Consider the following 13,385-nt stretch of genomic DNA (forward strand, 5'->3'; position numbering starts at 1 on the left):
CCTCGGCCGCGACGGTCTCGCGCTGGCCGGCTCCGCACAGCAGCACGCGCGCCCCGTGTGCCCGGGTCGCGGCCACCTTCACCTCGGGCGTCTCGTCCGGCATCACGATGTGCGCCCGCAGGCCGAAGGTGGCAGCGGCGTAGGCGACGGCCTGGGCGTGGTTGCCGCTGCTGTAGGCCACCACGTCGGTGACGGACCCGGGCTGTGCCATCACGGCGGTCAGCGCGTTGAACGCGCCGCGCACCTTGAACGCGCCGATCGCCTGCAGATTCTCGGGCTTGATCCACAGCGGCCGCTCGGGGTCACCCCACGGCGCGGGCACCAGCGGAGTCCGCACGACGTGACTGCGGATGCGCTGCGCGGCAGCGCGGATGTCGTCGATCGTCACGAGCTGCATGGCTCGAGTCTGCCTCACCCCTACAGTCGTCGATGATGACCGGATACTCGCTGCCCGTCGTGCCCCGCTACGCAGAGATCGACCAGCAGGGAGTGGTGTTCAACGGCCACTACCTCACCTGGTTCGACGAGGCGTGCACCGGCCTTTTCGAGCACTGCGGGGCCACCTACGCCGACATGCTCGCCGGGGGTTACGACTTCCAGGTCGTCCACAGCGAGATCGACTTCGCCGCCCCCGTGCGCTGGCGCGACGTCGTACGGGTCAGCGCCGCCTGCACGCGGGTGGGCACCACGAGCTTCACCGTCGAGTTCGCGGTGCGCCGCCGGGCGGCCGGAGATTCCGAGGACGACGAACAAGTCGCGGTGCGCGGAGCCAACACCTACGTGGTGGTGTCGACCGACGACTGGGCCAAGAGACCGGTGCCGGACGTGCTGCGCACCGCATTGACCGGCCGCGGCGCGGGATGACCGGTACGGTCCTCCCATGGGCCACGGTCACGATCACGGACACCAGCGCGATCTTCCGCCCGGCATGGTCGAACAGCTGGAACTCGCCTACGCGGGCGTGGCGTCGTTCGGGCACCGGCCGTTTCTGACCGAGACCGCCCAGCTCGACTCGTGGAAACCCGACGTCGCGATCGTCGGCGCCCCGTTCGATATCGCGACCACCAACCGTCCCGGCGCCCGCTTCGGTCCGCGAGCGATCCGCGCCACGGCCTACGAGCCCGGGACGTATCACATGGACCTCGGGCTGGAGATCTTCGATTGGCTCGAGGTCGTCGACTTCGGTGACGCGTACTGCCCGCACGGGCAGACCGAGGTGTCGCACCAGAACATCAAGGAGCGCGTGCACGCGATCGCCAGCCGCGGCATCGTGCCGGTGATCCTGGGCGGTGACCACTCGATCACCTGGCCGGCCGCGACCGCAGTGGCCGACATGCACGGCCACGGCAACGTCGGCATCGTGCACTTCGACGCCCATGCCGACACCGCCGACGAGATCGAGGGGAACCTGGCCAGCCACGGCACGCCGATGCGGCGGCTGATCGAGTCGGGCGCGGTGCCCGGCTCGCACTTCGTGCAGGTCGGGCTGCGCGGCTACTGGCCGCCGCAGGACACGTTCGAGTGGATGCAAGAACAGAAGATGACCTGGCACACGATGCAGGAGATCTGGGAACGCGGCTTCAAGGCGGTGATGGCCGACGCCGTCGGCGAAGCGCTGGCCAAGGCCGACAAGCTCTACGTCTCGGTCGACATCGACGTGCTCGACCCGGCGCACGCGCCCGGCACCGGCACCCCCGAGCCGGGGGGCATCACCAGTGCTGACCTGCTCCGGATGGTGCGACAGCTCTGCTACGAGCACGACGTGGCCGGCGTCGACGTCGTCGAGGTGGCACCGGCCTACGACCGTGCCGAGCTGACGGTCAATGCCGCCCATCGGGTGGTGTTCGAGGCGCTCGCCGGTATGGCGGCCCGGCGCCGCGACGCGGCGGGCGGGGAACCGGGCCAGCCGGCCCGGTCCTACCTCAAGCCTTGATCAGGCTTTGGTGAGCGTGAACTGGCAGATGTCGGTGTAGCCGTCGCGGAACAGATCGGCGCACCCGGTCAGGTACTTCATGTACCGCTCGTAGACCTCGTCGGACTGGATCGCGATGGCCTGGTCCTTGTTGGCCTCCAGCGCGGCGGCCCACAGGTCCAGCGTGCGCGCGTAGTGCAGCCGCAGCGGCTGAACCAGCCCGACTCCGAAGCCGGCCTTGGTGGCGTGGCTCTTCACCTTGACCGGCTGCGGCAGATCACCGCCGGGGAAGATCTCGTCCATGATGAATTTGAAGAACCTGATCTTGGTCATCGTGACCGGCAGGTTCCTGGCCGTGAACTCGTCGTCGTCGGGCTTGACGATGGTGTGCAGCATCATCACGCCGTCGGCGGGCAGCACGTCGTAGGCCCGGCTGAAGAACTCGTCGTAGCGGTCGCGGCCGAAGTGCTCGAACGCGCCGATCGACACGATGCGGTCCACCGGCTCGTGGAACTGCTCCCACCCCTGCAGCAGCACGCGCTTGCTGCGGGGGCTGTCGAGCCCGTCGAGCACCTTCTGGACGTGGGCCTGCTGGTTGCGGCTCAGCGTCAGTCCGACCACGTTGACGTCGTACTTCTCGACGGCCCGCTTGATCGTCGCGCCCCAGCCGCAGCCCACGTCGAGCAGCGTCATGCCGGGTTCGAGGCCGAGCTTGCCCAGCGACAGATCGATCTTGGCGAGCTGAGCCTCTTCGAGCGTCATGTCGTCGCGCTCGAAGTAGGCGCAGCTGTAGGTCTGCGTGGGGTCCAGGAACAGCCGGTAGAAGTCGTCCGACAGGTCGTAGTGCGACTGGACGTCCTCGAAATGCGGAGTCAGGTCCTGGGTTCCGTTGGTGGTGTCTGGCAAATCACTGACCTTTGAATCTCGAGTGCTTGCGAGATGGCCCCACCGTCTTCGAGGGCCTGTCTCGTCCGGGGCGAAAGTTGCTACGCACAGTACCCGAGCAGGCTGGGCGACCGTGAATCGCCGCGCGCGCATGTCCGCCGCGGCGCGCGGCGAACTATCCTGGGGAGACCGCCGAACCGCCCATCGACTCTCGGAGGTGAACCGCCTGTGACCCGACCCCAGGACGATCCGTTCGACGATGCCCCCGAAGCTGACGTGGCCGAGCAGCGTGTGCCGGCCGACCCCGCCGACGCGGCCGACGACGCGGCCGACGACGCGGCCTATGACGAGGCTGCAGACGGCGCCTGGCGAGATGTCGACCGCGTGGCCGGCGAGCGGGACTGGCAGGCCAGTGAGGCCGATCTGATCGAGCAGACGATCGACGTCCCGATCGACGACGACGTCGACCGCTGACCCCCGACTGAGGTCCCCCCCGGGCCGTCAGACACTCGCCACACACCCGCCGCGATTGCACGAGCGGCGAGCGGGTAATTCGCTGACGTGACTGACGCAAGTGATGCCACGGTGGAGGCCGTCGGCAAGGTGACCGAGGCGCTCGAATGGGTGGAACGCGCTCGCGGACATCTCTATTCGTTCCATCAGCTGATGGGCCATGCGGACCTTCTGCTCGGGGAGGCGTGCGACGCGCTACGTGAGGCGGGGCACGGCGAGGTCGCCGAGCGCATCGAAACAGAGGTCGTGGGCCGCAATGTGCTGCACGGACGATGGACCTTCCAGGTCATCGAGGAGTTCGACGACGGCTACTGGCAGGTCGTGCGCGACCACGAGAAGCGCGTGCGCGATGACCTGGTCGGCGGGAAACGTCACCTTCACGAGGCGCGAATGAAGGAGGACCGCCGCACACACGGCCGAAAGGGTCACCAAGCGCGGCCCTGACGCTACGCTCGGGTCACATGAGCAGCCCCGAACTCGGCACGACACTCGGGGATCTCACCCGGGTGAACGGAACTCCCCCGCCGCACATCGCGCTCGCCGACGTCGACCTGGGGTCGTGGGAATTCTGGGGGCTCGACGACGACATCCGTGACGCGGCGTTCGCCACGCTGCGGCGGGAGGCGCCGATCCGGTTCTTCGAGGCTTTCGTGGCCGACCCGGACGCCGAGGTGGCCGGTCACTGGGCGCTCACCCGCTACGACGACGTGTTCTACGCCAGTAGGCATCCGGAGATCTTCAGCTCGGCGCTCGGCATCGTGATCGGGGATCAATCGCCCGAGCTGGCCGAGTACTTCGGCTCGATGATCGCGATGGACGATCCCCGCCACACCCGGTTGCGCAACATCGTCCGCAGCGCGTTCACCCCGAAAGTGCTTGCAATGATCGAAGATTCGGTCCGTGCGCGGGCGGCGCGGCTGGTGGCGGACATGGTGGCGGGCCACCCCGACGGCCGTGCCGATCTGGTGGCCGAGTTCTCCGGGCCGCTGCCGCTGCAGATCATCTGCGACATGATGGGCATCCCCGAGTCCGACCATCAGCAGGTCTTTCATTGGACCAACGTGATCCTGGGATTCGGGGATCCTGACATCGCGACCGACTTCGAGGAGTTCGTCTCCGTTGCGATGGCGATCGGCGCCTATGCCACCGCGCTCGCGGAGGACCGGCGCGAGCATCCAGCCGACGACCTGACGACCGCCCTGGTGGCCGCCGAACTCGACGGCGAACGGCTCACCTCGGCCGAGGTGGCGTCCTTCTTCATCCTGCTCGTCGTCGCGGGCAACGAGACGACTCGCAACGCGATCAGCCATGGCGTGCTGGCGCTCAGCCGCTACCCGGAGCAACGTGACCTGTGGTGGGCCGATTACGCGGCCATCGCCCCGACCGCGGTCGAGGAGATCGTCCGGTGGGCGTCGCCGGTGGCGTACATGCGACGGACCGCGACCCGCGACGTGGAGATCGGTGGCGTGCAGATCGCCGCCGGCGACAAGGTGAGCCTGTGGTACGGATCGGCCAACCGTGACGAGTCGAAGTTCGACGATCCGTGGACGTTCGACGTGCGCCGCCATCCGAATCCGCATGTGGGATTCGGTGGCGGCGGGGCGCACTTCTGCCTCGGGGCCAACCTGGCCCGCCGCGAGATCACGGTGGCGTTCGAGGAGCTGCACCGCGCTGTGCCGGATCTGCGGGCGGTCGGTGAACCCGACCGATTGCAGTCGGCGTTCATCCACGGCATCAAGCGGTTACCGGTCGCGTGGACCGTCTGATCAGTTCCTGGTGACGTCGGGGCTGACGCGATGGGTGTCGCGTCCGGTGTCCCGGGCGACACCGTCGTGGTAGCCGTCCCGCTGGCCGTCGTGGCTGCTGTGGCGTCCGCCGGTCACCACGCCGTTGTCCTCGGCCGTCACGTCGGTGTCTGACCGGCGGGTCCGCGGGTCGAGCTTGTCGGCGTGCTCGCGGCGCTCATCGAGGTTCTGCTGAGAGCTGGTCAGCGCGTCGCGCCGGCCCGCCGCGGTCTCCGCCAGGCGCGCGGCCTCGGCGGCTTTGGCATCAGCTTCGGCCTGCGCGGCGCGGGCCTTGGCCTCGGTCTCCTCCACCAGCGTGGCCTGACGCTGCACGCGCTGGCTGTCGTGATGGACCTCTTCCCGGATACGGTCGGCTTCCGCGGCGCGGCGCTTGTTCCGGGACTGGCGGGCGAGGAACACGATCAAGGCGATGACGATGATCGCGGCGACGGCGGCCACCACGATCCACACGGTGTTGTTGCTGTCCATGACGGCTCCTCGGCTTGTGCGGGGCCGTCCGGCGTTGACGACCCCATCAATATGCGGTCGGATGCCCGGGCGGTTGCGGGGCTAAACCGCGCCGCTAGTGCAGGCGCAGTGCACTGAGCATCCCGGCCGCCGAGCGCGGCCAGGTGAACTCTTCGGCACGACGGCGGGCGCTGCGCCTGCGGTGTTCTTCGGGTCGGCCCATCACCGCGGCGACGGCGTGCGCGATGGCGCGGGGATCGTTGTCCGCGACGGCCCCGCTGTCCTGGGTGAGGATCTCGGTGAGTGCGGAGGTCCGAGACACCACGGCGGGCGTTCCGCATGCGAGCGCTTCGAGCGCGGCCAGCCCGAAGGTCTCGTGCGGACCCGGCGCAAGAGCCACGTCGGCGCTGGCGAGGATGGCCGCCACGGTGTCTCGGCACCCGACGTATCCGGCGAAGTCGACGGGAAGCCCCCGCGCCTGCCGTTGCAGGCGGGCCCGCAGCGGCCCGTCCCCGACGACCACCAGGCGGGCATCGACACCCGAATCACGCAGCGCGGCAACAGCATCGATGCTCTGATGCGGATGCTTTTCCATCGAGAGTCGGCCGCAGTGCACCAGCAGCGTCTGTCCGGGTCCGGCCCACCGCGCCCGCACGGCCGTGGATCGGCGGCGCGGATGGAACTGGTCGAGGTCGACGCCGAGGGGAACCGTCACCACGTTCGCCGCACCGATGCGGTCGAATTCCTCCCGTGCGAACGTCGTCGTGCACACCACCGCGTCGTAGTTGTCGGCGGTGCGGCGGTTGGCGGCGTCGGCCACTGCACGCGCCCACCGCGTCGGTAGGACCTGGCCGACGAGCCGGTCGAGCCGTTCGTGGGAGATCATCACCGTGGACACGCCGTGGCGACGGCCCCACGGCCCCAGCGAGCGCAGCGTCAGCCGGTCGGACACCTCCAGCGCGTCGGGGCCCAGCGCCTCGAGCAGGGCTGTCACGGGCCGCGGAGACACCGCGCGGTAGCCGCCGGTGAGCGGAATCTCGAATGCCGGCAACGTGATTCGTACGACGCCGCTGGCGGCGGCCGTCCATTCGCGGCGCGGGCCGGGGACGACGAGGAACACGTCGTGCCCCGCGGCGCGGTACTCCGCGCCGAGTCGATCGACCGCGGTGCGCAGGCCCCCGGATCGAGGCCCGTAGAAGTTGGCCACCTGGACGACCCGCATGGTGGCATCAGAGCGTGTCCGGATGTGCGGAAGTCGACGGCGGGGTGGCGCGTCGCCGAACACCCGGTGGCGGCCCCTGGCGGCGGACGGGAGTCAGCCCACGTGCGTGACGAGCCAGTCCAGCGTGCGGCGCCAGGCGTCGTCGGCTGCAGTCTGGTCGAACCGTTCTCCCGTGTCGTTGAAGAACGCGTGGTTGGCACCCGGCTCGGTGACGAGTTCGTGCACCAGCCCGGCCTTCTCGAGGGCGGCGCGGGCGGCCGGTTCGGTGGCTTTGACGCGCTGGTCGAGCTCGCCGTAGAAGCCGAGCACCGCCACCCCTGCCGACGTCGAGAAATCGGGGTCATCGGGGGTAGGCCCGTAGAAGGGGAACGCCGCTGCGAGCTGCGGGGCCCCGGTGTCGAGGAGGCGCCACACCAGTCCCCCGCCCATGCAGAACCCAATCGCGGCGAGCTTGCGCCCGGGGGTGCGGCGCCCGACCTCGGCGATACCGGACTGCAGGTCGGCCACCATGTCGGCCGGCGGGCGCTCGCCGAGTGCGGCCGTGGCGGCCGCGGGATCGGTGAACGTGGCGGTGCCGCCGCGATCCGACAGCAGGTCGATGGCAAGGCTCGAATACCCGGCGCCGGCGAGCCGCCCGGCGACCGATCGCACCCAATCGGTGAGGCCCTTGTTCTCGTGGATGACCAGGATGCCCCCGCGCGCGTCGGCGGCCTCCGCCCATGCACCCTGCAGCGCTCCGGCGGGCCCGGTCCAGGTCACCGGCGTGGTGGGTAGCGCCCCGGCCTGCCCGGGGGGTTGCCGTGGGGCAGGCGATGCGGAGTCGGGCGTGCCCGAGGACCCTGACGGGGTCGACGAGCTGGCCGGGGCCGTGCGGGCGTTGTCGGAACAGGCCGCGATCAGCGCCGATGCGCTGGCCGCGCTCACCCCCAGTAGGGCCAGCCGGCGCAGTGCCTCGCGCCGGGACAGCAGACCCTCGACGTGATCGGTAGCGATTTCCTCGGCGATATAGCGCTGCAGCGGCGTCACCTCCTCGATTATGCGCCGCCGGGCTCGGTAGACAATCGTAGAAATGTGTTCACGATTCCGTTGACACGTGTCCTGCCGACCTGTTCGATGGGAACGTGAGCAGCGCTGTGACCTACGACACGATCATCCGCAACGGACGTTGGTTCGACGGCACCGGAGCCCCGTCGGCGATCCGCACCATCGCGATCAAGGACGGCCACGTCGCGGCCATCACCGAGGACGACCTCGCCGACGCCGACTGTGCCCACGCGATCGACGCGGCCGGCAAGTGGGTCCTGCCCGGCATGCTCGACATCCACACCCACTACGACGTCGAGGTGCTCAGCGGGCCCGCGCTGTCGGAGTCGCTGCGCCACGGCGTCACCACCGTGCTGCTCGGCTCGTGTTCGCTCTCGACCGTCTACGTCGACGGCGGCGACGCCGGCGACATCTTCGGCCGGGTCGAGGCGATTCCCCGCGAGCACGTGGTCGCGGCGATCGAGCAGCACAAGACCTGGCGCAACGGCGAGGAGTACATCGCCGCACTCGAGGACCGGCCGCTGGGGCCCAACGTCGCCGCGTTCATCGGTCACTCGGACATGCGCGCCGCGGTGATGGGCCTGGACCGCGCCACCCGCCCCGAGGAGCGCCCCACCAACAACGAGCAGGCGCAGATGGAGCGCATGCTCGCCGAGGCGCTGCGCGCCGGATTCGTCGGAATGTCCTCGCAACAACTGCTTTTCGACAAGCTCGACGGTGAGGTGTGCCGGTCCCGGACCCTTCCCTCGACCTACGCCAAGCCGCGGGAGCTGCGCCGGCTCAAGGCACTGCTGCGGCGCGCGGGTCGGGTTTTGCAGTCCGGACCCGACATCGAGAACCCGTTCAACATCGGTTCGCAGGCGTTCCAGTCCCTGGGCATCGTGCGCAATCCTCTCAAGACCAGCCTGCTCTCGGCCGCCGACGTCAAGTCCAACCCGGTGGCGGTCAAGATCCTCGGTCCGCTCGCCCGGTTGGTCAACGGGCTGGGCGGCGACTTCCGGTGGCAACACCTGCCCGTGCCGTTCGAGGTGTACGCCGACGGCATCGATCTGGTGATCTTCGAGGAGTTCGGCGCCGGAGCGGCCGCCCTGCACCTGCGCGACGAGGTGGAGCGCAACGCCCTGCTGCGCGACGAGAACTACCGGCGCCAGTTCCGCCGCGACTACGACGCGAAGTTCGGCATGCGGGTGTGGCATCGGGATTTCTTCGACGCCGAGATCGTGGATTGCCCCGACGCCTCGGTGATCGGGAAGTCGTTCGGTCAGGTCGGGCGGGATCGCGGCGGGCTGCATCCGGTGGACGCCTTCCTCGATCTGGTGCTCGACCACGGCACGGCGCTGCGGTGGCGGACCACGATCTCCAACCACCGGCCGGAGGTGCTTAAGGCTCTGGCACGCGATCCCGGTGTGCAGATGGGGTTCTCCGACGCCGGTGCCCACCTGCGCAACATGGCGTTCTACAACATGGGGCTGCGGCTGTTGCGGCACGTCCGCGACGCCGAACGCGCGGGCAAGCCCTTCATGAGCATCGAGGCCGCGGTGCACCGGCTGACCGGCGAACTGGCGGACTGGTACCGCATCGACGCCGGACACCTGCGCATCGGCGACCGCGCCGACATCGTGGTCATCGATCCCGAGCGTCTCGACGAATCACTGGACCGCTACGCCGAATCGCCGGTCGAGCAGTACGGCGACCTCCCCCGCATGGTCAACCGCAACGACGAGACGGTGGTCGCGGTCCTGGTCGGCGGGCGCACGGTGTTCCGCGGTGGTGCGCTCACCGACCTCGTCGGTACGCACCGCACCGGCCGGTTCCTGCGCGCCGCGCACCGCGTCCGGGCCCTGCCGGCGTCCGCCGATGAGTTGACCCGTGTCGGCTGAGCAGACCGTCTCGTCCCTGTGGACGGCGCTCTCGGCGCGCGACTGGGACGGTGTCATGACGCAGCTGAGCGACGACTGCATCTACCTCGATGTGCCGGTCGGCCCGGCCGCTGCCGCGCGCGGACCGGTCGACATCGTCAAACGACTCAAGATCGGCCTGGAACCCCTGGCGTCCTACGAGAACTTCCCCGGCCTGATGGTCAGCAACGGGACCGACGTCATGTACGAGCATCACGAGCAATGGCATTGGCCGACAGGCGAGTCCGCAGACCTGCCGTTCGTCACCGTGCACCGGGTGACAGACGGCAAGGTCTCACTGTGGAAGGACTACTGGGACATGGGGGCGCTTGCCAACCATGCTCCGCCGAGCTGGCTCGAAGACTTCGCGACCGCGGACATGTCCTGGGTGTTCGACGCCACCGGCCTGGTGTGAGGCCTCAGACCAGCCCGTCGATCTGATTGATGGCCGACGTGGCGCCCTCGATCATGCCCATGTCGAGGACCTGCTGCAGCGCCTCGGCCGAGGCGTAGGTGCTCACGTAGGTTGCGCGGGTGCCCCCGTCGCTGGCGGTGAACGTGAAGACGTTCTTCGACACCGGCAGATCGGTTTTCGGGGTGAAGTCGGGTTCGGCGAAACCGTCGTCGAAGCTGAACCCGTGCGGCTCGTCGACCGCGGTCACCTCCCAGTAGCCCGCGAACTTCTCCCCCTCCGGGCCCGTCATGTAGTACGTGACGCGGCCACCGGGACTCAGATCGTGATCGACCACGGTTGCCGGGTACTCCGGTGGGCCCCAGATCTTCTCGAGTTGACGCGGATCGGCATAGATCTGCCAGATGCGCTCGACGGGCGCGGCGAAGTCGGCGGTGATCGTCAGGCTGCGGGCGTCCAGATCGTGGTGGACATCGGTGACGGGCATGGTCATTCCTCTCGGGTGTTCTCGGATGCGGTGACTTCAGATGCGAGGAGGTCGTCGATGCGGGCGATGCGGCCGCGCCACACCTGTTCGAGCTCGGCCAGTAGCGAGGCCACCGACCGGATCGCGGTGACCTCACCCCTGGCCAGTTGTTCCCGGCCGCGCCGCCGCTTGGTGATCAACCCGGCTCGGTCGAGCACGGCGACGTGCTTCTGCACGGCGGCAAAGCTCATGTCGTACTGGGCCGCCAGCGTGGACACCGAGTGCTCGCCCGCCAGGACACGGCGCACGATGTCGCGCCGCGTCCGGTCGGCCAAAGCATGGAACAGCGCGTCTGCGCGATCCTCGTCGAGCACGTCCACTCCGACAACATACAACCAATCGGTTGTATGTTGTCAAGGGTTTCGGAGTCAGCCGCGCTCGGCCGCGCCTAAACACTCCATGCGAGGCGGAACTTCTCCGCGAGCTCGTCGGCGTTCAGGTGCCCGTAGGTGTCGCTCTCGTAGCGGCGCACGGCCAGCACCGCGTCGACCACCGGATCGCCCAGAATCGCGCGCAGGGTCGTCGAGCGGTCCAGAGCGTCGAGCACGGTCCGCTGATCGGTGGGCAACACCGTGACACCGGCCTCCGCGCGCTGCGCCTCCGACAGCGACGACGGATCGACCGCGACCTCCGCAGGCAGGCTCCGGCCCTGCTCGATACCGTCGAGCGCCAGACCGAGCACAGCTGCCGAGGCCAGATAGGGATTCGCCGACGGGTCGATGATCTTGACCTCGACGTTGGCGCCGTACACGTTCGCCGGTCCTGCGGTCATGAAACGCACAGCGGCTTCCCGGTTCTCGGTGCCCCAGCACGCGTAGGCGCCGGCCCAGCTCCCGGGCTGCATCCGCAACCCCGAGAGAATGGATCCGCCCAGCACGCCCTGCGCGTCCGCGAGGCCGGCGAGCACGCCCGCCACCGCCGACGCACCCTCGTCGGTCATGCCTGCGGGTCCGTCGCCACCGGAGAGCAGCGGTTGTCTCGTCGCGGACAAGCGAAAAGTGTTGATGCGCCCCCGATCCCACGCTCCCGGCGAACGGCACGGGCGAGAGGCTGACGCGCGCACCGTACTTGCGTGCGGCGCGGCCGATGATGATGCGCATCAGGCTGACCTGGTCCGCCGCGGCGACGGGCGGCAGCGGCGCCAGGGAGACCTCGAACTGGTTGGCCCCGTATTCGGGATGGAACTGTTCGATGGCGACCCCGGACGCCGTCGCTGCGGCCGTGACATCGCGGACGAAGCCCTCGAACTCCAGCACGCCGGCCAGCCCGTACTGAGCCCACAGGTCGGCCGGAAGTGCCGCGCCGTCCGGCCCCACGAGCACGAACTCGATCTCATGGCCGACCAACGCCTGCAACCCGGCCTCGGCGAGCCTCTCCTCGACGCGCCGCAGGGTGCCGCGCGTGCAGAACGGATCTACTGTTCCGTCCTGACCGTGGAAATCGCCGGGCGCCCAGGCGAATCCGTCGCCGAGAATGCGGAGTGCGCTCAGATCGATCCGGATGCGCTGGTCCCCGACCACGCCAGTGGCGGGGGGTCAGCGCGATGCCGGCCTTGTCGATCGTGAACACGTGCCACACCGGGCTGGCGCCGAGCCCGGGATCGGCGAACGACCCCATGCGGCGCAGCGGAACGGTCTTGGCGTGCATCAGCCCGGCGGGGTTGACGACGGTGCCGATCAGCGTCGCGACACCGTCGGATTCGAGCTGGGCGATCGCCGCGGCGGCGAGCGGTTTGGCGGCCATGCGGTCATTGTGCCGTCGGGCCGCCGCGCTCACAGCGTGATCGCGCAGGCCTGTCCGATGTCGAGCGTGCGCAGCATGCGACCCATCCCGACCCACATCGCACAGGAGATCGCGAGGTCGGTGAGCAGTTCGTCGTCGAAGTGCTCCTTGGCGCGGGCCCAGAAGTCCTCGTCGTCACGAAGCCCGGTGTGATCGGTCGCGAACCGGTGCGCGAACTCCATCGCGATGCGTTCGGAGTCGCTGTACCCCGGCCACGTCCGCCACTGCGTGGCGTAGTCGTAGAACTCTTCGGTGATGCCGTTGGCCTCGCCCTCGCCATCACGCGTGTTCTGGCACGTGACGCACTCGTTGGCGTACGCGATGACGATGCGGGCGGCCTCGCGGGTGCGCATCGGCAAGCGGTTCTTGGTGTACACCGCATTGCTGAACCGGGCCATCGCGGCCCCGAGTTCTGGCGATGTCACCGCGAAGCCGGTCACGTCGTCGTCGGCGAAGTCCCCGATTCGGCTCATGGCCGAAGTGTAACGCGTTCTAGTTTGCGCCCACGCTGGGCGGACGGGAGACGCACTGGGCCAGGTACAGCTCCTCGCCCAGCTTGCCCATCAGCTCCAGCTGTGTCTCGAGATAGTCGATGTGCAGTTCCTCGTCGGCGAGGATCTCTTCGAGGAGCGTGGCCGACGTGGCGTCGCCCTTCTCCCGGCACATCATCACACCGGGCCTCAGCCGCCCGACCACCTCGTACTCGATCGCGAGGTCGGCCTCGAACTGCTCGCGCACGGTCTGACCCACTCGCAGCGAGAACAGCCGCTGATAGTTGGGCAGACCGTCGAGGAGCAGGATGCGGTCGGTGATCTTCTCCGCGTGGACCATCTCTTCGAAGGATTCCTTGCGGGTGTGCTCGGCCAGCTCGGTGAAGCCCCAGTTGTCCTGCATCTTCGAATGTAGGAAGTACTGGTTGATCGCCGTCAGTTCGCTCGT

The 13,385-nt window shown here is 68.9% G+C and carries 16 protein-coding genes and 1 pseudogene; 7 read left to right on the forward strand and 10 right to left on the reverse strand.

Annotated features, from left to right (window positions below; genetic code table 11):
* A partial coding sequence (locus tag PGN37_RS26590) for a pyridoxal-phosphate dependent enzyme (RefSeq protein ID WP_335333947.1) occupies positions 1 to 397 on the reverse strand: 397 nt, incomplete at its 3' end.
* Positions 398 to 432: 35 nt separating this feature from the next.
* Here PGN37_RS26590 and PGN37_RS26595 point away from each other — a divergent pair.
* A complete protein-coding gene (locus PGN37_RS26595; RefSeq protein ID WP_335333948.1) occupies positions 433 to 864 on the forward strand; it encodes an acyl-CoA thioesterase in 432 nt (143 codons plus the stop codon).
* Between the two features lie 16 nt (positions 865 to 880).
* The gene (gene speB / locus PGN37_RS26600; RefSeq protein ID WP_335333949.1) at positions 881 to 1,933 is read left to right on the forward strand and encodes an agmatinase; all 1,053 of its coding nucleotides are present in this window, start codon (positions 881 to 883) and stop codon (positions 1,931 to 1,933) included.
* Here speB and PGN37_RS26605 read toward each other — a convergent pair whose 3' ends face one another.
* The gene (locus PGN37_RS26605; protein WP_335333950.1) at positions 1,934 to 2,818 is read right to left on the reverse strand and encodes a cyclopropane mycolic acid synthase family methyltransferase; all 885 of its coding nucleotides are present in this window, start codon (positions 2,816 to 2,818) and stop codon (positions 1,934 to 1,936) included.
* Between the two features lie 207 nt (positions 2,819 to 3,025).
* Here PGN37_RS26605 and PGN37_RS26610 point away from each other — a divergent pair, with 207 nt between their 5' ends.
* The 3 genes from PGN37_RS26610 (at position 3,026) to PGN37_RS26620 (ending at position 5,076) form a co-directional block, all read left to right on the forward strand.
* Positions 3,026 to 3,271: a hypothetical protein gene (locus PGN37_RS26610; protein WP_335333951.1), complete on the forward strand. Its 246-nt coding sequence runs from the start codon at positions 3,026 to 3,028 to the stop codon at positions 3,269 to 3,271.
* A gap of 87 nt (positions 3,272 to 3,358) precedes the next feature.
* Entirely contained in the window at positions 3,359 to 3,754 is a 396-nt protein-coding gene (locus tag PGN37_RS26615; protein WP_335333952.1) for a hypothetical protein, read from the forward strand.
* 17 nt (positions 3,755 to 3,771) lie between these two features.
* Positions 3,772 to 5,076 carry a cytochrome P450 gene (locus tag PGN37_RS26620; protein ID WP_335333953.1) on the forward strand — a complete coding sequence of 435 codons (1,305 nt, stop codon included), beginning with the start codon at positions 3,772 to 3,774 and terminating at the stop codon, positions 5,074 to 5,076.
* Here the strand turns inward: PGN37_RS26620 and PGN37_RS26625 are convergent, their stop codons facing one another.
* From PGN37_RS26625 to PGN37_RS26635, 3 genes are all read right to left on the reverse strand, one after another.
* Complete coding sequence (locus PGN37_RS26625; protein WP_335333954.1) at positions 5,077 to 5,583, reverse strand: hypothetical protein; 507 nt, start codon at positions 5,581 to 5,583, stop codon at positions 5,077 to 5,079. It abuts the gene before it with no gap.
* A 94-nt stretch (positions 5,584 to 5,677) separates the two neighbouring features.
* Entirely contained in the window at positions 5,678 to 6,784 is a 1,107-nt protein-coding gene (locus PGN37_RS26630) for a glycosyltransferase (RefSeq protein WP_335333955.1), read from the reverse strand.
* Between the two features lie 93 nt (positions 6,785 to 6,877).
* On the reverse strand, positions 6,878 to 7,810 hold the full coding sequence (locus PGN37_RS26635; RefSeq protein WP_335333956.1) for a dienelactone hydrolase family protein: 933 nt from the start codon (positions 7,808 to 7,810) through the stop codon (positions 6,878 to 6,880).
* Between the two features lie 107 nt (positions 7,811 to 7,917).
* Here PGN37_RS26635 and PGN37_RS26640 point away from each other — a divergent pair, with 107 nt between their 5' ends.
* Positions 7,918 to 9,708, forward strand: a complete 1,791-nt coding sequence (locus PGN37_RS26640) for an N-acyl-D-amino-acid deacylase family protein (protein ID WP_335333962.1) — start codon at positions 7,918 to 7,920, stop codon at positions 9,706 to 9,708.
* Positions 9,698 to 10,141, forward strand: coding sequence for a nuclear transport factor 2 family protein (locus PGN37_RS26645; RefSeq protein WP_335333957.1), 444 nt, complete (start codon positions 9,698 to 9,700; stop codon positions 10,139 to 10,141). Before PGN37_RS26640 ends, PGN37_RS26645 begins: the two co-directional genes overlap by 11 nt.
* 4 nt (positions 10,142 to 10,145) lie before the next feature.
* Here the strand turns inward: PGN37_RS26645 and PGN37_RS26650 are convergent, their stop codons facing one another.
* The 5 genes and pseudogenes from PGN37_RS26650 to bfr form a co-directional block, all read right to left on the reverse strand.
* A complete protein-coding gene (locus tag PGN37_RS26650; protein WP_335333958.1) occupies positions 10,146 to 10,625 on the reverse strand; it encodes an SRPBCC family protein in 480 nt (159 codons plus the stop codon).
* Positions 10,626 to 10,627: 2 nt separating this feature from the next.
* The gene (locus PGN37_RS26655) at positions 10,628 to 10,984 is read right to left on the reverse strand and encodes an ArsR/SmtB family transcription factor (protein ID WP_335333959.1); all 357 of its coding nucleotides are present in this window, start codon (positions 10,982 to 10,984) and stop codon (positions 10,628 to 10,630) included.
* Positions 10,985 to 11,052: 68 nt separating this feature from the next.
* Positions 11,053 to 12,407 (reverse strand): annotated as a pseudogene (locus PGN37_RS26660) (glutamine synthetase family protein).
* 29 nt (positions 12,408 to 12,436) lie between these two features.
* Complete coding sequence (locus PGN37_RS26665; RefSeq protein ID WP_335333960.1) at positions 12,437 to 12,919, reverse strand: carboxymuconolactone decarboxylase family protein; 483 nt, start codon at positions 12,917 to 12,919, stop codon at positions 12,437 to 12,439.
* Positions 12,920 to 12,938: 19 nt separating this feature from the next.
* A partial coding sequence (gene bfr, locus PGN37_RS26670) for a bacterioferritin (protein ID WP_335333961.1) occupies positions 12,939 to 13,385 on the reverse strand: 447 nt, incomplete at its 5' end.

Origin of the sequence: Mycobacterium kyogaense, assembly GCF_036946525.1 — a bacterium.
GTDB lineage: Bacteria > Actinomycetota > Actinomycetes > Mycobacteriales > Mycobacteriaceae > Mycobacterium > Mycobacterium kyogaense_A.